Origin of the sequence: Mammaliicoccus vitulinus (genome assembly GCF_029024305.1) — a bacterium.
In the GTDB taxonomy this organism is placed as follows: domain Bacteria; phylum Bacillota; class Bacilli; order Staphylococcales; family Staphylococcaceae; genus Mammaliicoccus; species Mammaliicoccus vitulinus.
The window spans coordinates 336198-357276 of the sequence record NZ_CP118974.1; the positions used below are offsets into that span (position 1 = coordinate 336198).

Sequence of the window (21079 nt, forward strand, 5' to 3'; positions counted from 1 at the left end):
TAGTGTGTTGAATAAAAATTTAGTTTAAGTACTGCTTATTTAATTATGCAGTTACCCATTGTGAAGCGCCTGCAGTGTTGTATAATTTAACAGCTGCTGCATCTTGTACTGCTTCTGGAGCTTCTGTAGGTGATACACCTTTATATTGAGCAGGAGCTACTGAATCCCAAGTAGTTTGTAGGAATTGGTATTTACCTGCTGCACCTGAAGATGCGTTAACAGCTTTTAAGTCACCGCCTGATTCACGTTGAGCGATAGCTTTTAAGTGATCATTAACGTTTACATTTGAACCTTCAGAAGCTGAAGATGTTTGAGCTGTTTTAGTTTCTTGTTTTGGAGCTTCAACTTGTTGTGGAGCTTGTTGAGTTGTAGCTTGTTGTGTTTCTTGTTTTGGAGCTTCAACTTGTTGTGGAGCTTCTTGAGTTGCTTGTTCACTAGCAGTGTTATTTGCTGCTGGAGCTGGTGTTTGTTCAGCTACGTTTTGTTCAGCAACTGGTTGTTGTTGCTCAGCTACAGGAGCTTGAGTGCTTTCTGAGTCAGCGGCATTAGTTGCGTGATATTCCCACGTAAAGTTTTGACCATCTGATTGGAAGTTATACTCATAACCATCTAATGCGAAATTAATATCATATGCGCCTTCTTGGACAGCATGTGCATTAAGTTCTGATGAATTTGATTGAGCTAACTGAGCTAATTGCTCTTTATTTACGCCTTGTTCAGATGCATCTGCTACGTGTGTAGATGCTACCCCTGTTGCTCCGATTGCTACTGCTAATGATGAAGATAAAATTGCTTTTTTCATAATTTTAAAACCCTCCGAATAATTTTTTTATTTATTAATATTTTATTTTTAGATGATGATTTCTTTGTTAGTTAATAATTCTTCCCTAAAAATGGGACAAACCAACAATAACATAAATAGAGGCTTTGTAAATTACAGTCAAATAACAAAAGATTACAATGTGAAAGATATATTGTAATAATGAATTACCAACGTTATATTTTGTAATAATACACTTAAATTTACCGATTGTATACAATTGGATGGGAAAAAGGTCTAAATATGAATGGAGTATCGAAATGCTTTCATGACAGTTTTGAAGTTCAATATTAAGAGAGAATGTTCAGCTTTAAAAAATAGCGTTTGTCGATGTGCTATCATATAGAAAGAAAATTGGAATTTATAATTTTTAAGAGGAATTTAAGATTATGAAGCATTTAACCGCTATAAAAATAATTGTAGAAAATCCGAGTTTGTTAGTGCGAGTAGGGATAAGAAGAAATATATCTTCAAAAGACTGAATTATCAGTATTATTACTACTTGTATACTAATCATAGTGGTGCGTAATATCTTTGAAATATTTGTAATGTTATTGTAATATATAGGTGTACAATTATACTAAAAGGGAGTGATGATAATGAATAAAGTGGCGAAATTAACAATTGCAACTAGTATTTCTATCGGAACAATCTTTGGAATAATAGATATACCTAGTCAAAACGGTAATGATGTCGAAGCTGCAACAACACCTTATTATCAGTTTAAAGGATATACAGGCTATGATGGTAGCTTTATTTTAGATTCAACCTTCATCAACGCTTTAGAGTATAAGAATATCACAATGAACGGGTTCAGAGTAGTACAGCCCCAGTCGAATGACGGAGGAGCATTTACGCATAGAACATCTTATGATCAAACTTACTATTTTGGTGATAAACATGAAAGTGAATATGCGGCTAGTGTAAAGTTTCCTGTGAAAAAGAAACATATAACTCAATCACAAATTATCAATGCATATGGAAATGATTATACTATAGAAGAAACTAGTAACGGAAAAAATTATAGATTCATTGTTGGGGGCAATATCATTATATTTACTATGGACGATAATTATGTCACAGAAGTGAATATCGGCGAAGATTTAGAATGATGAATACCATTGAAAATTAATAATACGAACTATATAATAAATATAACTTGAATGAACGGAGGTGTTTTAGATGTTTCTTTTAGCTCATAGTTGCAGATTTTTAGTAATCGTTCGCAACAAATTTGCAAATGTTTCTTCAAAATTGGTGAAGTGTGTCTTTTTTGAAAGAAAATATAGCTATAAGGAATGTCTGACACCAGCTTCCTTATAGTCCAATTTTGGAGGAAGCAATATGAATATTATCAATATGTCTAAATTAACTAAGTCTTATACAGGTGAGGTCATTTTTGAAAATATCAAATATGACTTGAATGAAGGAGATTGTGTAGGTTTAGTTGGAAGAAATGGAGAAGGTAAGAGTACTTTATTAAAATTGATGGCTGGCATAGAATCGCCGACAGAGGGGCAAATAAGCTGGCAAAAGAATATATCAATTGGATATTTGAATCAATTACCGACTTATGAAGATGATAAGCAAGTATATGAATGTTTATCTGAAGTGTTTGAAGAAATCAATCATATTTCAAAGCAAATGCAGTCAATTGAAACCGACATGGCTAATCAAACTGACCAAATGGAACAGTTATTAAAAAAATATGGGCACTTGCAAGAACAATTTGAAGAACGTGGTGGTTATGAAAGAGATGCTCAAATAAGACGCGTGAGCCACGGATTAAAAATCAACCACTTATTAAGTCATACGTGGGGGAAATTGTCTGGAGGAGAAAGAACGAAAGTCGGTTTAGCTCAAATACTATTACAACAACCTAAATTATTATTGTTGGATGAGCCGACGAATCATTTAGATATTTCATCTATTGATTGGTTAGCAGATTTTATAAAACAATATTCTGGAGCAGTTGTCATTGTTTCACATGACCGATATTTTTTAGATGATACAGTAAATCAAATAGCAGAAATCGATCAAGGCCAATTGCATATATATCATGGAAATTATAGTTATTTTGTTAAAGAAAAAGAAGCGAGAATTATACGTGAATTTGAAGCTTATCAAACACAACAAAAGAAGATAAAGAAAATGGAAGACTCAATTAAACAATTGAGATTATGGGCAAGTCAGGCAAAGCCACCAAATGCTGCAATGTACAAACGTGCAAAAAGTATGGAGAAAGCATTAGATAGAATAAAGAGATTAGATAAACCAATATTAGAACACAAAAAGATGAACGTAAACTTAGCAGAAGGACAGCGCGTTTCAAATGACGTTATAGAATTAGAGCACGTTTCAAAAATGTATGAAGATATATTGTTTGAAGAAATAGACTTGCTCATTAGAAGAAAAGAACATGTAGCAATCATAGGAGATAATGGAACAGGGAAAAGTACATTGTTAAAAATGATGATGAATCAAATAGAGCCAGACGAAGGAATAGTTAAGCGTGCATCCAATTTAAGAATAGGCTATTTATCGCAACATACATTTGAAGACATTGAAGATCAATCAGTAATTGCTACATTTAGAGAAGCAGTTCATGTTACAGAAGGACAAGCAAGACATATACTTGCACAATTTATGTTCTATGGAGAAGACGTATTTAACAAAATAAGCAGCCTAAGTGGTGGAGAGAAGATGAGGTTGCGTTGGGCACAAATAGTGAATCAAGACTTTAATGTGCTCGTATTAGACGAACCAACGAACCATTTAGATATAGACGCAAAAGAAACTATAGAAGATGCACTGATAGATTACAATGGAACAATCATTGCAGTCTCACATGATCGGTATTTTTTGAATAAACTATTCGATACAACTTATCTATTAAAAGATAAAAAGCTAACAAAATACGAAGGTAATTACGATTATGTAATAGAAAAAACAAAAGAAAACAAAACCGACGCCTAAAAAGGCGCCGGTTTTTCTTATCTTTCTACATATCTTTTTAAATGTTTAGCGGTTACTGATTCTTTAATGTTGAGAAGGGCGTTTGGTTCTCCGCTATATAATATTTTACCGCCGTTTGCGCCTGCTCCGGGGCCGACGTCGATTATCCAGTCTGCATGTGTCATCATTGTCAAATTATGTTCGATTAGTATGACGGTATTGTCTTGATTAATGAGTTGTTCAAAACATGATAGCAGTGTTGGTATATCATCTTCATGCAGTCCAGTTGTTGGTTCGTCAAATATAAATATTTGGTTTGAAGCGGATTGGTCTAAATATCGACTGAGTTTAACGCGTTGTATTTCTCCGCCTGATAAAGTATCAAGTGATTGACCTAACGTCATATAATGCAGACCGGTTGATTCTAAATGTTTGAGTCTTGTGTATACTTTCTGGTTGTTTTTGAACATGTCGATACCTTCTTCAACAGTCAATGCTAATACATCTGCTATTGAATAGCCGTTTACTTTAGCTTCTAATACTTCTGGTTGATATCTTGTCCCTTTGCATACTTCGCACACTTGTGAAAAATCTGGCATAAATGCAAGTTCTGTTTTGATTATACCTTTACCATGACATTCTTGGCATGCGCCATCTGAATTATAACTGAACATACTTTTTTTCAATCCTGTTTCTTTACTGAAAAAGTCTCTTACTTCATCAAAGAGATTCATATAGGTTAGTAAATTAGAACGATTGGATGCATGCACGGGTTTTTGATCGATGAATGTCGTTGCTGTATGAGATTTCAGTCCTGTTTTTAGTAATGTACTTTTACCAGAGCCTGCCACACCTGTTATAACAGATAAGATATTTTTAGGTATATCAACGGACACATTTGATAAATTATTTTCGGATATGTTTTTTAAGTTGAAATATTGTTGTGCTTTTCTAGGCGCTGATTTTAATTTATGTTGACGTTTTAAAGCTTTGCCTGTAGAAGTATCAGAATGTAATAGTTCATGATATGTTCCTGTAAAGGTTACTTCTCCACCGTGTTTACCTGCTCCAGGTCCGATATCTATAATGTTGTCTGCTATTTGAATGACATCTGGGTCATGTTCTACAACGAGCACGGTGTTGCCTTTGTCTCGAATGGATTTCATAATATCATTAATTTTCTCGATATCTTCAGGGTGTAAACCGACGCTTGGTTCATCAATAATATAGACGAGGTCAGATAAAGGACTGTTTAAATGACGTATTAATTTGATGCGCTGAGATTCTCCACCTGAAAGAGAAGGTGTCTTGCGATCAAGTGTTAAGTAATTGAGTCCGACGTATGATAAAGCATTTAATTGTTCTAATAATGGTTTGATAATATATGTTGCTTTTTCATCTTTAAGTTTATTTAAAAAGGTAATAGCATCATCTATTGGAAGTGCTGTAAAGTCAGTAATGCTTAGACCATTAATTTTGCAACTCAAAACTTTGTCATTTAATCTCTTGCCATCACATTCAGGACATTTATGAGAAGTGACAACTCTATTGACATCTTCTAAAAAACGTTTCTTTTCGAAATTATCATTGAGTAAAAATGAACGTCTAAAACGGTGGATTAAACCTTCGAATTTAGCAGTTTTTGGCCAATTGTCAGGCGGGTTTTTAAGCTTTTTTGGTTTTGTATATAGAAAAGTGTCCATTTCTTCTTGAGTATAATCTTTAAGCTTTTTGTCATTATCGAATAGACCACTATATAAATAGCGTTTACCACGCCAGCTATCCGGTCTGAATGAAGGGAATTTTATCGCATCTTCATTTAAAGATTTATCATAATCTAATAACTCATTTAAGTTGATATCTTCAACATAACCTAAACCTTGGCAACGTTCGCACATGCCGCTTGGATTATTAAAAGAAAAAACGTTAGAATAACCGACAAATGGCTCGCCAATTCTTGACCATAAAAGACGAACTGAAGCGTAAATATCGGAAATAGTACCTACAGTAGAACGTGAATTACCACCTAATCTTTTTTGATTAATGATCATAGCTACTGGTAAATGTTCAATTCTATCAACGTCAGGCTTTTCATAAGATGTCAGTTGGTTTTGAACATAACTTGAATAAGTCTCGTTTAATAAACGCTCAGATTCTGCCGCTAACGTATTGAAAACGAGCGATGATTTTCCGGAACCTGATCTTCCAGTGAAGACAGTGAGTTGATGTTTCGGGATATCTATATTAATGTTTTTTAAGTTATTCTGGTTTGCACCATGTACACGTATGTATGACATATTATTTCACCTCAATATTAGTTTACCCAAATATCAATGATTACAAAACGATAGACCCATTAAATCATGAAATTCATGTACAATAGAAAGATAAAAAGGTAAGATGATAACGATTACATATGTAAAGGAGCATGTTTATGTGGATTGATGTTACACAAACGTTAACAAATGATATTGCAAATTGGCCAGGAGATGAACCATTCCAATTTAAATTATCAGCAACTAAGGAAGAAACAAGTTCTGTAAATATTGGGAGCATTTCAACAAGCACGCATATTGGAACACATATGGACGCCCCATTTCATTTCGATAATGACGGTATAAAAATTCATGAAATTGATGTGAATAGGCTGATCGGTGAGGCTACATTAGTAGAATTTATTGGTGAAAAACTGATTACACGTGAGCTATTAGAGCATGTCGATATTAAAGGGACTATTGTTATGATTAAGACAAAGTATGAAGCACATTCAGATGTGTTTCCTGATACAGTTCCTGTATTAACAGAAGATGCGATAGCTTATTTATCTTCAATTGGTATAAAAGTATTTGGAATTGATGTACCTTCAGTGGATGACATAGATTCTAAGACTTTAGATAATCATCATGCATTCAATCGTTATGATATTATTAATATTGAGAACTTGTTATTAGAAAATGTTGCACAAGGTTATTATGACTTTATAGGGTTACCGTTGAATATTGTAGGTGCAGATGGGTCGCCAATTAGAGCGGTTATTGCTAAAAAGGGGGAATAGTCATGAGCAAATACCAAGATGATTCAATTAAAGGGGAAAGTGTTAAAACAGATTTCACAGAAGATATGACGTATAGTGAATATTTAGGTTTAGATAAGGTACTTTCAGCACAACATACTTTAACAGATGCACACGATGAGAAGTTATTTATCATTGTACATCAAGTTTCAGAACTTTGGATGAATCTGATTATCCATGAAATAAATTCAGCTTGTGATGACATTAAAGTAGATCAATATAAACAAGCTTTTAAAAAGTTAGCGCGAGTTGGTAATATTCAAAAACAACTCATTCAAGTATGGGAAGTCTTATCAACAATGACACCAAGTGATTATTTGAAATTTAGAGATGATTTAGGCAATGCTTCAGGATTTCAATCTTTTCAAAATAGAATGATCGAATATAGCCTCGGATACAAAACAACACATGCCTTAAAAATATATGAAAAAGAACCAACGATTTATAATCAGCTGAAAACACAACTTGAACGACCAAGTATATATGATGAAACGATTAAAGCAGTAAGTAGAGCAGGATTCGATATTGATAAAGAGGTATTGGATAGAGAAGTTACCCAAAATTATGTAAGAAATGACTCCGTCAAAGAAGCATTTAAAGAAATATACTTAAATTCAGAAGAACACTTTGAATTATACGAATTGCTAGAAAAACTCACAGACGTTGAAGATAGATATAGTCAATGGCGATTTAGACATATGAAGACCGTACAGAGAATTATTGGATTTAAGATGGGTACTGGAGGCAGTTCAGGTGTGAACTATTTAAAACGTGTTATTGACCAGAACTTCTTCCCAGAATTATGGGAGCTACGTACTGAACTATAGAAAGTTGCAAGACTGACTAAACAAGCAACATAGAAGGTCTGTATGTTGCAAGACTGACTAAACAAGCAACATAGAAGGTCCGAATGTTGCAAGACTGACTAAACAAGCAACATAGAAGGTCTGTAAGTTGCAAGACTGACCAAACAAACAATATAGAAGGTACGAATGTTGCAAGACTAACCAAACAAGCAACATAGAAGGTACGAATGTTGCAAGACTGACTAAACAAGCAACATAGAAGGTCTGTATGTTGCAAGACTGACCAAACAAGCAACATAGAATGACTGTATGTTGCAAGACTAACCAAACAAGCAACATAGGAAGTCTGTAAGTTGCAAGACTGACCAAACAAGCAACATAGGAAGCCTGTAAGTTGCAAGACTGATGAAACAAGCAACATAGAAAGCCTGTAAGTTGCAAGACTGACTAAACAAGCAACATAGAAGGTCTGTAAGTTGCAAGACTGACTAAACAAGCAACATAGAAGGTCTGAATGTTGCAAGACTTACTAAACAAGCAACATAGGAGTTCTGAACACACCAACTTCATCCAATTAAAAGTTTGGGACATCATTCCCAACTCAAAATAAATCACCCAATCCGTTGGAATCATTTTCGGATTGGGTGATTTTTATATTTCTATTTTTTTCTCTAGTTTATATTAATTAATGACTCATTTCGCTATCTTTCACATCTGTTATAAACATGTGACCTGGCGCGTGTGTGATCATAATTTCGGGCTTGGCATCTAAAGCTACCGATTGTGGTGTGACACCGCATCCCCAAAACACGGGTACTTCATTAGGTTTAATATTTACAGAATCTCCAAAGTCAGGTGTAGCTAAATTTTGAATGCCTATTTCACTTGGGTTTCCGATATGAATAGGTGTGCCGTGTACTTCTTTAAATTGTGTCGTAATTTCAGTTGCTTTAATGGCTTCTGCCATCGTCATCGGACGCATACTCACTGTAATATTTCCTTGGAAAGTACCACTCGGTGTTGCTGGTATATTTGTGATATACATAGGTACATTATGATTTTCTTCTATATGTCTAACTGGAATGCCAGCTTCTAGTAAAGCATGTTCAAAAGTAAAGCTACAACCAATCAGAAAGCTAACCAGATCATCAGTATACAAGTCTGTAATATCTTGATATTCTTCGACAAACTTACCATCTTTATATAATCTATATAATCCTACATCAGTTCGTATATCCGCTTCTTTACCGTACTTCATAAATGAAGGTGAACCTACTTCAGAAACATCAAGTAATGGGCATGTCTTAGGATTTCTAAAACAAAACTTTAAAAAATCATACGCATATTTGGAAGGTAAAATAACGACATTTGCTTGCACATATCCTTTTGCCATTCCGCTTGTAGGTACTTGTAATGCTCCGCTTCTAATTTGCGCTCTAATTTCATTTGGTAATGCATTTTGTAAATTCATTGTCATATCCCCTTTGTTCATTGGTTATATATAGAATATTATATCATTTACTTTTCATTCAATAGATTTCATCATTCATATGGTAAAATGTTTATTGATATAAATGTACGTGAAAAATAAAGAATCGATAGGTGTAAATATGTTGAATTTATTTGTTTTATTATTAGAACGGGTTGGTCTGATTATACTAGTCGCGTATATATTAATGAATACATCGTATTTTAAAAATATGATGGGCGAACGTGAAAAATGGTATGTAAAATGGCGTTTAATTATTGTATTCTCATCATTTGCATTGCTCTCTAATTTTACAGGTGTCGCAATACATAATGGAGAAATCGTTTCGAGTATGATTTATCTACATCTTGGACCTGAAGTATCGCTCGCTAATACACGCGTATTAACAATAGGTGTTGCTGGTCTTATCGGTGGACCTTTTGTAGGGGTTTTTGTAGGTGTATTATCCGGTATATTTAGAGTTTATATAGGTGGTGCAGATGCATATACTTATTTAATATCATCAATCGTGATTGGTTTAGTAGCTGGATACTTTGGCACATATGCCATGAAATCTAAAGGCTATTTATCTGTTACACAAAGTGCTTTAGTAGGTGCTTCTACAGAAGTGATACAAATGATTTGTATATTATTATTTTCTTCTCAAAAATCTGATGCATGGGAACTTGTACAGCTTATAGCACTTCCAATGATCATTATAAACGGTTTAGGAACAGCTATATTTATGTCTATTATCATTTCAACCGTCAAACAAGAAGAGCAAATGAGAGCTATTCAAACCCATGACGTTTTAAAACTCGTTAATCAGACGTTGCCTTATTTTAAGGAAGGTTTAACAGAATCATCAGCACATCAAGCAGCAAAAATCATTAAAGATTTAATGAAAGTATCAGCAGTAGCCATTACTAATAAGACGCATATATTAGCGCATGTTGGCGTTGCAAGTGATCATCACACACCTGACAAAACGATTATTACAGATTTGTCCAAAGCAGTGATTGAAACAGGAAATCAAAAAGAAGTTTATTCAAGTAAAGATATAGGGTGTCAGCATCCAAACTGTCCGCTTGAAGCGGCTATAGTTATACCGTTATATGTACATGAGGATATTGTTGGCACATTGAAATTATATTTTACAGATTACCATGATCTAACATTTGTAGAGAAAAGGTTAGCTGAAGGCTTGGCAAAAATATTCTCTAGCCAGTTGGAACTAGGTGCTGTAGAGACTCAACAGAAGTTATTACAAGATGCTGAAATTAAGTCATTACAAGCTCAAGTGAATCCTCATTTCTTCTTTAATGCGATGAATACCATTTCTGCACTCGTTCGAATAGATCATGAAAAAGCACGTCAGTTATTGTTACAAATGAGTCATTTCTTTCGTTCTAATTTACAAGGTGCGAGAAATAATACGATTACGATAGAGAAAGAGCTCGAGCAAGTTCGTGCCTATATCGCTTTAGAACAAGCAAGGTATCCAGATCACTTTGTTATTGAATGTAATATACCTCATCAATATCAAACTGCACTTGTGCCACCTTTTGTGATTCAAATATTAGTAGAGAATGCCATTAAACATGCCTTTACAAACCGAAAAGATGATAATCGAATTTGGGTAACAGTAAGTGGCAATGACCAATCGATTAAATTAGCTGTAAAAGACAATGGCCAAGGTATTCCAGAAGGTAAGAAAGAATTGTTAGGAAAGACTATCGTAGAATCACAGTCGGGAACAGGTAGTGCACTTGAGAATTTAAATAAACGATTAATGGGATTATTTGGTCAAACAGCAGAATTGGAAATTGAGACGAGCAATCAAGGTACGACAGTAAGTACTGAAATACCACATAAATATAGAGAGGTGGATATGTAATGCATGCACTTATCGTTGATGACGAACCGTTAGCACGTAATGAACTCAAATATTTACTCAATCAAATTGGATCATTCAGTCAAATAGAAGAAGCGGAAAATATCGAAGAAACTTTGGAACAGTTGTTATCTCATGAATTTGATGTCATTTTCTTAGATATTAACTTAATGGAAGAAAGTGGTCTAGACTTAGCAAAGAAAATTAATAAAATGAAACATGTTCCACACATCATATTTGCGACAGCGCATGATACTTATGCAGTACAAGCATTTGAGTTAGAAGCTACAGATTATATATTGAAACCTTTTGAAAAAGCGAGAATTGAGCAAGCGATTAAGAAGATTACAAACAGTGAGTCATCTCAATTAAATGAAACAAAGCTTGTGAATCAAGATGAAGTGTTGCCGATTGAAATAGAAGACCGCATTTATGTATTGAATTTAGATGACATCATTGCTGTTTCAGTGAATCAAGGCGTGACGACAATTAATACTGTAGAAACAGAATATGAAACAAATGAGCCGCTCAGTTATTATGAAAAAAAGCTCAATCAATCTAAATTTATTCGTATACATCGTGCAAGTATCATCAATAAAAAGCATATCCAATCTGTTGAACACTGGTTTAACTCCACGTATCAAGTAACATTGACCGGTAACATCAAATTACAAGTGAGTCGTTCATATATGAAGCCATTTAAATCAGAAATTGGGTTAGTATAATTTTCACAGTATTAAAATGGTAACTTAGCCTTGAAATATTGCATCTCGCCATGAAAACGCTTTATTTAATTATTTTCATAATAAGATAACCTTAACAGATTAATTCGGGAGGTTGTCAAAATGAAAAAAGTAAATAACTTCTTTCACCAAGTATTAACCATATCAATTATATTATTGATATCTCATGTAATAGAAAGCTTCATGCCAATACCAATGCCAGCATCAGTAATTGGCTTAGTATTGATGTTTGTCGCATTAACAACAGGAATCGTAAAATTAGAACAAGTAGAAGCGGTCGGCACAGCATTAACAAATAATATTGGATTCCTCTTCGTACCAGCTGGTATTTCAGTTATTAATTCATTAGGCGTATTAAGTACTAGTCCAATACTCATCATATTATTGATCATCATTTCAACAATTTTATTACTCGTATGTACAGGCATATTTTCACAAATGATTATTAAACCGAGTGAAAAAACAGCTAAAAGTACGAAAGATATTAAACATAAAGGTGTGGCAGGTGATTACGCATGATGGAACATTTAGGGGTCAATACACCATATTTTGGTATCGGATTATCAGTAGGACTGTTCTTAATCGGTACATATTTATTTAAACGTTCAAAAGGATTTTTCTTATTTGCGCCATTATTTTTCAGCATGGTAGGTGGTATCGTATTCTTAAAAGCTACAGGCATACCATATGAAAATTATAAAATTGGTGGAGATATTATTAATTTCTTCCTAGAACCAGCAACAATATGTTTCGCAATTCCTTTGTATAAAAAGCGTGAAATATTGAAAAAGCATTGGCACCATATTATGGGTGGTATTGCAGTAGGTACAGTAGCAGCATTAGTCATCATTTATATTGTGGCCAAATCATTCCAATTTGGTGATGATATTATCGCATCTATGTTACCTCAAGCTGCGACAACAGCTATCGCATTACCAGTTTCAGAAGGCATATCAGGTATTAAAGAATTAACATCATTAGCAGTTATTTTAAACGCAGTAATTATTATGGCACTAGGTAATAAATTATTGAAATTATTTAACATCACAAATCCTATCGCAAGAGGACTGGCATTAGGTACAAGTGGACATACATTAGGTGTAGCAGCAGCGAAAGAACTCGGTGAAGTAGAAGAATCTATGGCAAGTATTTCACTCGTTCTAGTAGGAGTCGTAGTTGTAGCAGTTGTACCATTCTTCGTTATGTTCTTGTTGTAGCAAAATAGTGAGTAAGGGATATAAGTACCTATACTCAAAATAAAAAATCTCTTCATTAGGTCTCGCCTAGTGAAGAAATTTTCTTGTTTTAAACTCTCACGATTTTGAAAGTGCATGCTTGCCTAGGGGTATGGCTCGAGCCTGTAGTCTCTCACTCATACTATTCCCCCGGGCGTCAGCACTTTACAAAATCGTGGAGGAAAGATATAAATATTTTTTGCTATTTATCATGTGAGCCTTGACTTGATAAATTCAACGGCTTTATTTACCTACTAAAATCCACTTAGACAATATAAAAGTAATAGGTATGGTGATAACGAGGCCAATAAATGGTGCGAATGTTTCATTCAAATGTAGCCACTGTACAAATATATATAATAATAAAGTTTGCAAACCCATATTCACAACTTGTGTAATAGGGAACTGAACGAATTTCTTAATTGTCGGTTGTACATGATATACAAAATAACAATTTAGATAAAAAGATATAATAAAGCTGATGATAAATCCTGAAATATGACTTACTAAATAGTTAATATCTAAAACTTTCAGCAATAGTAAGTATACCCAGTAATAGTTGATTGTATTAATGCCACCAACGATAATAAACCGAAAAATCTCTCCGTATTTCTTGTACATGTTGTTGCTCCTTTATAAAACTTGATTCTTTATACGACAAGTCCACGCTTGTTACTATACTGTTCATATAAATGGTCTTGTGCAATTTCTTCTAAGATTTCAACGACTTTATAGACTTCTTCATATGAAGTGTATAAAGCAATGGGTGCTAATCGAATGACGTTTGGCTCTCTAAAATCAGGTATAACCCCTTTGTCTTTAAGTGCGAGACTGATTCGATACGCTTCATTGTGAACTAAACAAACATGGCCACCACGTTTGAAATCGTCACGTAAATTACCAACTGAATAGCCATAGTCGGACAGTTTTTCATCAATAAGGTACATTAAATATGCAGTGATATGTAAAGATTTATTTCTAATAGCATGCATACCAATTTCGTTGAAAATATTAAGTACACCTTCAAGTGGTGCCATAGAAAGAATGTTAGGCGTACCAACTTGCCAACCGGATGCATCAGGTTGATGTTCGAAAGTGTGATTAAGCTGGAATTGTGTTTCGTCTTTGTTACCAAACCATCCAGCTGTACCAGGATTTCGATTGAAGTGTCTTTTATTAATATACAATCCTGCTGTAGCACCTGGACCGCCTGATAAATATTTATACGTGCACCATACTGCAAAATCAGCATCAATTTGTGTGAGATCCATCTCAATTGCCCCGATAGCATGACATAAATCCCAACCGATTATGATGTCGCGTTCTTTAGCCGCCATTGTTAATTTTTTCATATCTAGTACTTGTGCACTTCGATAAAGTACAGTAGGCAATAGAATAAGTGCAACATCATCTGTCATAGCTTCAATAATCGCATCTTCATCAATAAATACACCGTCTGAACTTTTGACGACTTTAACAGCATTTTTAGGATCTAAACCTTTTTGACGTACTTGACTATCAACCGCATAACGATCAGTAGGAAAGTTTAAATCGTCGACTAATATTTTATATTTTTTATCGGTAGGCTCGTAAAAGGTACTTAAAGCTTGATGAATATTTGAAGTGGTACTACCAACTATAACCACTTCATCTGATTCAACACCAATTAACGGTGCCATTTGTGAAGCGATGTGTTTAGAATAATGGTAGTATTTGCTATCTTCAATATTCCAAATCTTAATGCCTTCCTTTTTCCACACTTCTAGAGCATTTAGTAATGAAGCTTCAGCATCTTTAGAAGCAAGACCTAAAGAATTACCATCCATGTATATTTCATGAGGTTGTATGTAAAAACGATCACGCACATGATGTAAAACATCTGCCTTATCTAGAGCCTCAGCAAACTCTTTCGTTGTGTTAAATGCAGTATCCATAAATTTCATCCCCTTTAAAATAATGAATCATTCTTTAACTATAATTGTATACTTTCATAACAAAAGTAACAAAGATAAAATAAAATCACCCAATCCGAAAATGATTCCAATGGATTGGGTGATTTATTTTCAGTTGGGATTTATGTCCCAGACTCTATTAAAAATTTTAATCATTCATTTTAACAACTAATCTCGCTGCGTCACCTTTTGCTAAGCGATCAAAGCCTTCGTTGATTTCATCTAATGATAATGTGTCCGTAAGTAATTCATCAATATCTAAACGTCCTTGTTTATATAGTGCAATAAATCTCGGTATATCTCTTACAGGTACACAACTTCCTACATAAGAACCTTTAATTGTTCTTTCTTCAGCAGCTAATGTAACTTGTGGAAAAGAGAATTCATGTTTTGGATCTGGTAATCCTGTTGTTATGGTTGAGCCACCACGCTTTGTTATTTTATACGCAACTTCCATAGCTGGAACTACACCTGCTGTTTCAAAAGCATACTCTACACCGCCATCAACATAATTTTTAATTTGTTCAACGATGTCTTCATCTCCTGAATTAAATGTAGCAGTAGCACCTAGCTTTTTAGCTAATTCAAATTTATTAGGATTAATATCTATTGCAATGATTTCGCCAGCTCCAGCTAATTTAGCGCCTAAAATGGCGTTTAGACCAATTCCACCTAGACCTACAACGGCAACTGAACTACCTGGCTTAACTTGAGCCGTATTAATAACTGCACCAATTCCTGTAATAACTGCGCAACCGAATATGGCTACTTTTTCAAAAGGAATGTCTTTATCGACTTTTACAATTGAATGTTGTGATACTACAGCATAATCAGCAAATCCTGAGATACCTAAGTGGTGATACATGTTGTCTGCTTCGTTATGTAGTCTCTTTCCACCCTCAAGTAGTTCACCTTTTTCATTTGAAGCAGCACCATTTTCACAAAGGGCAGGACGACCTTCACTACAAGGTAAACAATGACCACAGCTTGGAATAAATGTACAAACGACGTGATCGCCAACTTCGAAGTCTGTTACATTATCGCCGACTTCAATAATTTCACCAGCAGCTTCATGTCCAAGCGCCATAGGAGTTGGTCTCGGTCTACTTCCATTAATAACAGATAAATCTGAATGGCATAAACCAGCAGCACCAATTTTAATGAGTACTTCATTTTGGTTAGGTTTGTTTAATTCAAGTGTTTCTATTTTTAAAGGTTTACTCTCTGCATAAGGACTTGATAAACCCATTTCATGTAATACAGCAGCTCTCGTCTTCATCAATTAACACTCCTCAATATTTGTCCTTATTCATAATATCCATCTGTAGATTTTCTGAATCCTTCAAATTGATCTCCATCATGACCAAACCAAATTTGAGCATTCTTTTCTTTTGCTAATCGTTTAATTTTTTCGACTGATTTTGCCCATCCGACAGAATCATATAAAATGCCAGGTGGTTTTAAAATGTCTCCCATACTTTCTTGAGTGTAAATAGCATCAGAAGCTAAAATGAGTGTTCCAAGTTCTTGAGTTTCTACTTCAAGACCAATCATTCCCCATGCGTGGCCGCTTCCAAAGTTAAGTACTTTGACACCTTGAACAATTTCTAAATTATCTTCATATGGTTTAATCGTTTTCCAAGTTAAGTCATTTTTTATCCAGGCATCAATATCCGCCCAAATATAGGCACCAGCCTTTTGATTGCGAGCATAGGTTTGCATCGTACCATTGAGTTCGTCATCATGAACGATTACAGTAGCATTTGTAAAATATTCAAGACAACCAGCATGGTCTAGATGTAAATGTGATGCCACAACATAATCTACCTCACTTGGATCAACATTAATTTGTTCAAGTCTGTTAGGTAAATAGCAAGACTCATCAGCAGTGTACGGAAATGCTTTTTGTGTCTGATTAATCCATCTTCCGTTATCTCCCATAGAATTTGGGTTACAAGCTGTATCGAATAAAATTTTTGCTTCAGGATGATCGATAAATACAGTATAAATAGGGAATTCAAACATTTCGTTTGGAGCATTTGGATTGTCTAAAGTGGCTTGATTCGAACCAGCAATCATTAAGTTTTTGTCCATTTTCATACGTCCATTGTCTAATACATAAAGTTTTATTCCTTGGTTATTTACATTTACCATAACTCATCACCTCACATTTAGTGTATATTTACATTGTATGTGTAAACGTTTACGATGACAAATAAAATGAATAAAAGAGTTCGATAGGAATTAAATTTAAAAGATTTATTTATCCGACATGCTGCTTGTGGCGGAAGCGGGGTCTGAATGTTGCTTGTTTGGTAAGTCTTGCAACATACAGACGTTCTATGTAGCTTGTTTGGTGAGTCTTGCAATATACAGGCGTTCTATGTTGCTTGTTTGATAAGTCTTGCAACATAGAGGCTTTCTATGTAGCTTGTTTGGCGAGTCTTGCAACATACTGACTTTCTATGCCGACTATTACAGACAATATAAAAATAAAGGCTAAGACAAATTAATTTGTCTTAGCCTCTAAAAAATATAAATAATATTAGAATGTTTGTCCTAAAGCTATAGCACGTTCTATACCATCTGCTTTAATTTCTTCTGCTTTTTCTGGATTAGCATTGTGTCCTTCTACGATTAATCCTTCGAAATCAGTAATGCCATAAAAACTCATCATTTGTCCGATATAACGGTGACCCATTTCTAAATCAGCTGCTGGGCCTTCACTGTAATATCCACCGCGTGCTTGTATATGAAGTGCTTTTTTATCTGGTAATAAACCAACTGGACCTTCAGCAGTATATTTGAAAGTTTTACCTGCTACAGATACTGAATCTAAATATGCTTTCATTACTGGAGGGAATGAGAAGTTCCAGAATGGTGTTACGAACACATATTTATCAGCATTAACAAATTGATCACTTAATTCGTTAAGACGACGTACTTTACCTTGTTCGCCTTCAGATAGTGCGTCAAATGCTTCTCCTGATTGTAATTTACCCCAACCTGCAAACACATCAGCATCAATTTGTGGAATGTATGAATTATATAAATCAATATGAACGACTTCATCGTTAGGATTTGTAGCTTTATAACTTTCGATAAATGCTTTAGCTGTTGCCATTGAAAATGAAACAGTCTCATCATGTGGATGAGCAGTAATAAATAATACTTGTGACATAATAAAATTTCCTCTCTATAATAAAAATTAAACTAACTATAATTATTATACTTAGAAAAGATGTTAAATCAATAGGAATGCTCATGAAAAAGTGGGGATATTACACTTTCGAAATCGTAAAATTTAAAAAGATCTCTTCACTAGGCGATAACCTAATGAAGAGATCTTTTATTTTGAGCATGTATCTTTATGTCCCAAACAATTTTTACTTAATGGACGGTATATAGAATTGTGAGTTTTCGTAATGGAAAATGATTTTAGAATAGTCAAACGGTATGCCAGTACTTGTATAGAATATTTGTTCATATTCTAATGAGGGATCGCCTTCTTTTAATTCTAAGTGTTGGGCATTTTCTTGAGATAATTTTTCGATTTTGAAATAAATATCTGTGAAACCGACTTTGACTTTTAAATTGTTTTCTATGTAATCAAATATAGAGCCGTTAGCGATTTCTTCATTCATATAAAGTACTACATTTTTACTGAAATAAGATGTTTCTATACAAAACACTTTGCTATCTACATATCTAATACGTTCTACATAGTATACGGATTCATTATCTTTTAATTTTAATTGATTTTTAATATATTCTTCAGGTTTCATTTCGGTCACTTTCAAGACTTTACTTGTAACTTCATGACCTTTTAAATCATCTGAAAATCCATCTGCAGTAAATAAATTTAAGAAACCATCTCTTTTAGGGTTTCTGACATATATACCGCTTCCTCTTGCTTGATATATCAAGCCTTCTTTTTCAAGATTTTTTAAAGCATTGATAATTGTACTCTTACTAACATTAAATTCAGCTCTCAATATTTCTACACTAGGTAATTTGTCTCCAGCTTCATATTGTCCATTCTCTATTAACGCTTCTATACGTTCTGCGATTAACTCGTACTTAAGCATATTAAACCCCACTTTTTTCTTGATAATACTTACATTATAGCATTTGTTAAATTAATAGTACTATATAAATTTATATCTATCTTTACAAATTGTATCGGTATAATTATAATGTAAGTGTATACAAAATAGAAAACGAGATAATCGAGGTGGAATTATGGCGAATAAGAATGAAAGAATAGCGAAAGAAATTCTTGAGGTCATAGGCGGGGAAGAGAATATTGTTAAAAGTACTCATTGTGCGACACGCTTAAGACTAGTGTTAAAAAGATCAGACCCAACTGCAAAAGAAAAAGTAAAGAAAATTGATGGTGTAGTCACAGTTGTTGAAAATAATGGACAATTCCAAGTTGTTATCGGGCATAATGTAGGAGAAGTTCATAAGTCGTTTGATGAATTGATTGGCGGTTCGAATCAGGGCCAAAATCAAAATGAATCAGAAAACAAAGGAAGCGTATTAAACAGAATTATTGCTACCATGTCAGCAGTATTTGCACCATTCATTTATATTTTAGCAGCTGCAGGTATTTTACAAGGTTTACTCATATTAATTAATTTAATTGTACCTTCATTTGCTAAAACGGGAACTTATGAAGTGTTCAATTTTATATCTTGGGCACCGTTCACATTCTTACCAATTTTTATTGCGATTACAGCAGCAAAACATTTTAATGTAAATATGTATATCGCTATCGCTTGTTCAGCAGCATTAGTGAGTCCGGATTTTACTGCAATACTAGATAGAATTGGAGATGGAGAAACAGTTAGATTATTCGGTATGCCTTTAACTGAAACAGTATACACATCTTCAGTTTTACCTCCATTATTACTCGTTTGGATTTTATCTTACTTAGAAAAATTCTTAAACAAGACAATTCATGAAGTTGTAAGACCACTGTTTGTACCATTCTTATCTATCATTATTATGGTACCAGTGACATTATTAGTGATTGGTCCAATTTCAACATTGGCAGCACATGGAATAGCAAATGGATACAATTCACTTGTAGAAGTTGCACCTTGGTTAGCAGGCGCAATTATCGGTGGCTTATGGCAAGTGTTTGTCATATTTGGTGTACATTGGGGTATCACACCAGTCGTCCTCGCAAACTTTGAACAACATGGAAGTGACTCATTCCAAGCTTACCAAACGATTGCCGTTATCGCTCAAGTTGGTGCAGTAGTAGGTGTGCTTATTAAAGCTAAGAGCCAAGAAGTTAAAAGAGTGTCATCATCTGCAGGGATTACAGGTATTTTTGGTATCACAGAACCAGCAATATACGGTGTGAACTTAAGATTTAAAAAGCCATTCATTATTGCATGTATCAGTGGTGCAATTGGCGCATTTGTTGCTAGTTTCTTCAACCCTAAATATTATGCTTATGCAGGATTGCCAGGTCCACTAACAATTGTAAATGGCTATAATGCAGACAATACATCGTCAATTTGGGGTATTTTAATCGGTACTGCGATTGGGATCATCTTACCAATCATTTTAATTCAAATTTTTGGTTATGGTGAAGATACAACTGAACAAGTAGAAAATGCTGATCCTAATCAATCAGATGTAATCATTCCTAATGAGAAATTAGAAATAGAAATTGCTTCACCTGTATCAGGAAATATTGTTCAGCTTGAAAAAGTGCCAGATCCAGTATTTTCAGAAGGTTTAATGGGTAAAGGTATAGCAATAGAACCTGATGAGAGTATCATTTATAGTCCGGTAGAAGGAAAAGTAACCATGATTGCACCATCGAAACACGCGATTGGTATTAATACATTAGATGGGGCTGAAATATTAATTCATATTGGTTTAGAAACTGTAGAGCTTAATGGTGAAGGATTTGAAGTATTAGTATTAGAAGGCGATACATTATCTGCTGGAACGCCTTTAATCAAATTCGAAAAAACATCATTAGAAGAACAGGGATATAACACGATTACGCCGATTATAGTAACGAACAGTGCAGAATTCAGTGAAGTTATACCAGTAACTGCATCAACATCTAACAAAGGTGATGTGATTTTAAATATCATTAAAATATAAA

At 34.2% G+C, this 21079-nt stretch carries 18 protein-coding genes; 9 read left to right on the top strand and 9 right to left on the bottom strand.

Annotation, left to right across the window (positions count from 1 at the left end):
• Positions 1 to 43: 43 nt before the first annotated feature.
• A complete protein-coding gene (locus tag PYW35_RS01570; RefSeq protein ID WP_103322916.1) occupies positions 44 to 802 on the bottom strand; it encodes a transglycosylase family protein in 759 nt (252 codons plus the stop codon).
• A 617-nt stretch (positions 803 to 1419) separates the two neighbouring features.
• Between PYW35_RS01570 and isaB the strand changes: the two genes are divergently transcribed.
• Together isaB and abc-f are read left to right on the top strand one after the other, a co-directional pair.
• Positions 1420 to 1932: an immunodominant staphylococcal antigen IsaB family protein gene (gene isaB / locus PYW35_RS01575; protein WP_103322915.1), complete on the top strand. Its 513-nt coding sequence runs from the start codon at positions 1420 to 1422 to the stop codon at positions 1930 to 1932.
• A gap of 232 nt (positions 1933 to 2164) precedes the next feature.
• Entirely contained in the window at positions 2165 to 3796 is a 1632-nt protein-coding gene (abc-f, locus tag PYW35_RS01580; RefSeq protein ID WP_103322914.1) for a ribosomal protection-like ABC-F family protein, read from the top strand.
• 17 nt (positions 3797 to 3813) lie between these two features.
• On the opposite strand, the gene PYW35_RS01585 is transcribed toward abc-f, so the two are convergent.
• Positions 3814 to 6072, bottom strand: coding sequence for an ATP-binding cassette domain-containing protein (locus PYW35_RS01585; protein ID WP_103322913.1), 2259 nt, complete (start codon positions 6070 to 6072; stop codon positions 3814 to 3816).
• A gap of 137 nt (positions 6073 to 6209) precedes the next feature.
• Here PYW35_RS01585 and PYW35_RS01590 point away from each other — a divergent pair, with 137 nt between their 5' ends.
• A complete protein-coding gene (locus PYW35_RS01590; protein ID WP_103322912.1) occupies positions 6210 to 6830 on the top strand; it encodes a cyclase family protein in 621 nt (206 codons plus the stop codon).
• Between the two features lie 2 nt (positions 6831 to 6832).
• Positions 6833 to 7675 carry a tryptophan 2,3-dioxygenase gene (locus PYW35_RS01595; protein WP_103322911.1) on the top strand — a complete coding sequence of 281 codons (843 nt, stop codon included), beginning with the start codon at positions 6833 to 6835 and terminating at the stop codon, positions 7673 to 7675.
• A gap of 664 nt (positions 7676 to 8339) precedes the next feature.
• Here PYW35_RS01595 and PYW35_RS01600 read toward each other — a convergent pair.
• Positions 8340 to 9125 carry a putative hydro-lyase gene (locus tag PYW35_RS01600; RefSeq protein ID WP_103322910.1) on the bottom strand — a complete coding sequence of 262 codons (786 nt, stop codon included), beginning with the start codon at positions 9123 to 9125 and terminating at the stop codon, positions 8340 to 8342.
• Between the two features lie 139 nt (positions 9126 to 9264).
• Here PYW35_RS01600 and PYW35_RS01605 point away from each other — a divergent pair, with 139 nt between their 5' ends.
• The 4 genes from PYW35_RS01605 (at position 9265) to lrgB (ending at position 12976) form a co-directional block, all read left to right on the top strand.
• Positions 9265 to 11019: a sensor histidine kinase gene (locus PYW35_RS01605; protein ID WP_103322909.1), complete on the top strand. Its 1755-nt coding sequence runs from the start codon at positions 9265 to 9267 to the stop codon at positions 11017 to 11019.
• Positions 11019 to 11741 (top strand): response regulator transcription factor LytR, encoded by a 723-nt coding sequence (locus PYW35_RS01610; protein WP_016913074.1) that lies wholly within the window; start codon positions 11019 to 11021, stop codon positions 11739 to 11741. The genes PYW35_RS01605 and PYW35_RS01610 overlap by 1 nt, the downstream gene beginning before the upstream one ends.
• Before the next feature lie 120 nt (positions 11742 to 11861).
• On the top strand, positions 11862 to 12278 hold the full coding sequence (lrgA, locus tag PYW35_RS01615) for an antiholin-like murein hydrolase modulator LrgA (protein ID WP_016913075.1): 417 nt from the start codon (positions 11862 to 11864) through the stop codon (positions 12276 to 12278).
• A complete protein-coding gene (gene lrgB / locus PYW35_RS01620; protein WP_016913076.1) occupies positions 12275 to 12976 on the top strand; it encodes an antiholin-like protein LrgB in 702 nt (233 codons plus the stop codon). Before lrgA ends, lrgB begins: the two co-directional genes overlap by 4 nt.
• Positions 12977 to 13237: 261 nt before the next feature.
• Here lrgB and PYW35_RS01625 read toward each other — a convergent pair whose 3' ends face one another.
• The 6 genes from PYW35_RS01625 to PYW35_RS01650 form a co-directional block, all read right to left on the bottom strand.
• Entirely contained in the window at positions 13238 to 13615 is a 378-nt protein-coding gene (locus tag PYW35_RS01625; RefSeq protein WP_016913126.1) for a GtrA family protein, read from the bottom strand.
• A gap of 29 nt (positions 13616 to 13644) precedes the next feature.
• Complete coding sequence (gene kynU / locus PYW35_RS01630) at positions 13645 to 14928, bottom strand: kynureninase (protein WP_103322908.1); 1284 nt, start codon at positions 14926 to 14928, stop codon at positions 13645 to 13647.
• Positions 14929 to 15094: 166 nt separating this feature from the next.
• The gene (locus PYW35_RS01635; protein ID WP_103322907.1) at positions 15095 to 16225 is read right to left on the bottom strand and encodes a zinc-dependent alcohol dehydrogenase family protein; all 1131 of its coding nucleotides are present in this window, start codon (positions 16223 to 16225) and stop codon (positions 15095 to 15097) included.
• Positions 16226 to 16251: 26 nt separating this feature from the next.
• A complete protein-coding gene (ahlS, locus tag PYW35_RS01640) occupies positions 16252 to 17100 on the bottom strand; it encodes an AhlS family quorum-quenching N-acyl homoserine lactonase (RefSeq protein ID WP_103322906.1) in 849 nt (282 codons plus the stop codon).
• Between the two features lie 391 nt (positions 17101 to 17491).
• Complete coding sequence (locus tag PYW35_RS01645) at positions 17492 to 18127, bottom strand: FMN-dependent NADH-azoreductase (RefSeq protein ID WP_016913040.1); 636 nt, start codon at positions 18125 to 18127, stop codon at positions 17492 to 17494.
• A gap of 205 nt (positions 18128 to 18332) precedes the next feature.
• The gene (locus PYW35_RS01650) at positions 18333 to 19034 is read right to left on the bottom strand and encodes a GntR family transcriptional regulator (RefSeq protein WP_103322905.1); all 702 of its coding nucleotides are present in this window, start codon (positions 19032 to 19034) and stop codon (positions 18333 to 18335) included.
• A gap of 154 nt (positions 19035 to 19188) precedes the next feature.
• Here PYW35_RS01650 and PYW35_RS01655 point away from each other — a divergent pair, with 154 nt between their 5' ends.
• Entirely contained in the window at positions 19189 to 21078 is a 1890-nt protein-coding gene (locus PYW35_RS01655) for a beta-glucoside-specific PTS transporter subunit IIABC (protein WP_103322904.1), read from the top strand.
• Position 21079 lies beyond the last annotated feature (1 nt).

Excerpts from the sequence above, each read along its gene's own strand:
- PYW35_RS01590 (WP_103322912.1), top strand. The coding sequence starts at position 6,210 with ATGTGGATTGATGTTACACAAACGTTAACAAATGATATTGCAAATTGG.
- PYW35_RS01600 (WP_103322910.1), bottom strand. The coding sequence starts at position 9,125 with ATGAATTTACAAAATGCATTACCAAATGAAATTAGAGCGCAAATTAGA.
- kynU (WP_103322908.1), bottom strand. The coding sequence starts at position 14,928 with ATGGATACTGCATTTAACACAACGAAAGAGTTTGCTGAGGCTCTAGAT.
- abc-f (WP_103322914.1), top strand. The coding sequence starts at position 2,165 with ATGAATATTATCAATATGTCTAAATTAACTAAGTCTTATACAGGTGAG.
- lrgA (WP_016913075.1), top strand. The coding sequence starts at position 11,862 with ATGAAAAAAGTAAATAACTTCTTTCACCAAGTATTAACCATATCAATT.
- ahlS (WP_103322906.1), bottom strand. The coding sequence starts at position 17,100 with ATGGTAAATGTAAATAACCAAGGAATAAAACTTTATGTATTAGACAAT.
- isaB (WP_103322915.1), top strand. The coding sequence starts at position 1,420 with ATGAATAAAGTGGCGAAATTAACAATTGCAACTAGTATTTCTATCGGA.
- PYW35_RS01605 (WP_103322909.1), top strand. The coding sequence starts at position 9,265 with ATGTTGAATTTATTTGTTTTATTATTAGAACGGGTTGGTCTGATTATA.
- PYW35_RS01645 (WP_016913040.1), bottom strand. The coding sequence starts at position 18,127 with ATGTCACAAGTATTATTTATTACTGCTCATCCACATGATGAGACTGTT.
- PYW35_RS01585 (WP_103322913.1), bottom strand. The coding sequence starts at position 6,072 with ATGTCATACATACGTGTACATGGTGCAAACCAGAATAACTTAAAAAAC.
- PYW35_RS01655 (WP_103322904.1), top strand. The coding sequence starts at position 19,189 with ATGGCGAATAAGAATGAAAGAATAGCGAAAGAAATTCTTGAGGTCATA.
- lrgB (WP_016913076.1), top strand. The coding sequence starts at position 12,275 with ATGATGGAACATTTAGGGGTCAATACACCATATTTTGGTATCGGATTA.
- PYW35_RS01570 (WP_103322916.1), bottom strand. The coding sequence starts at position 802 with ATGAAAAAAGCAATTTTATCTTCATCATTAGCAGTAGCAATCGGAGCA.
- PYW35_RS01635 (WP_103322907.1), bottom strand. The coding sequence starts at position 16,225 with ATGAAGACGAGAGCTGCTGTATTACATGAAATGGGTTTATCAAGTCCT.
- PYW35_RS01610 (WP_016913074.1), top strand. The coding sequence starts at position 11,019 with ATGCATGCACTTATCGTTGATGACGAACCGTTAGCACGTAATGAACTC.
- PYW35_RS01595 (WP_103322911.1), top strand. The coding sequence starts at position 6,833 with ATGAGCAAATACCAAGATGATTCAATTAAAGGGGAAAGTGTTAAAACA.
- PYW35_RS01650 (WP_103322905.1), bottom strand. The coding sequence starts at position 19,034 with ATGCTTAAGTACGAGTTAATCGCAGAACGTATAGAAGCGTTAATAGAG.
- PYW35_RS01625 (WP_016913126.1), bottom strand. The coding sequence starts at position 13,615 with ATGTACAAGAAATACGGAGAGATTTTTCGGTTTATTATCGTTGGTGGC.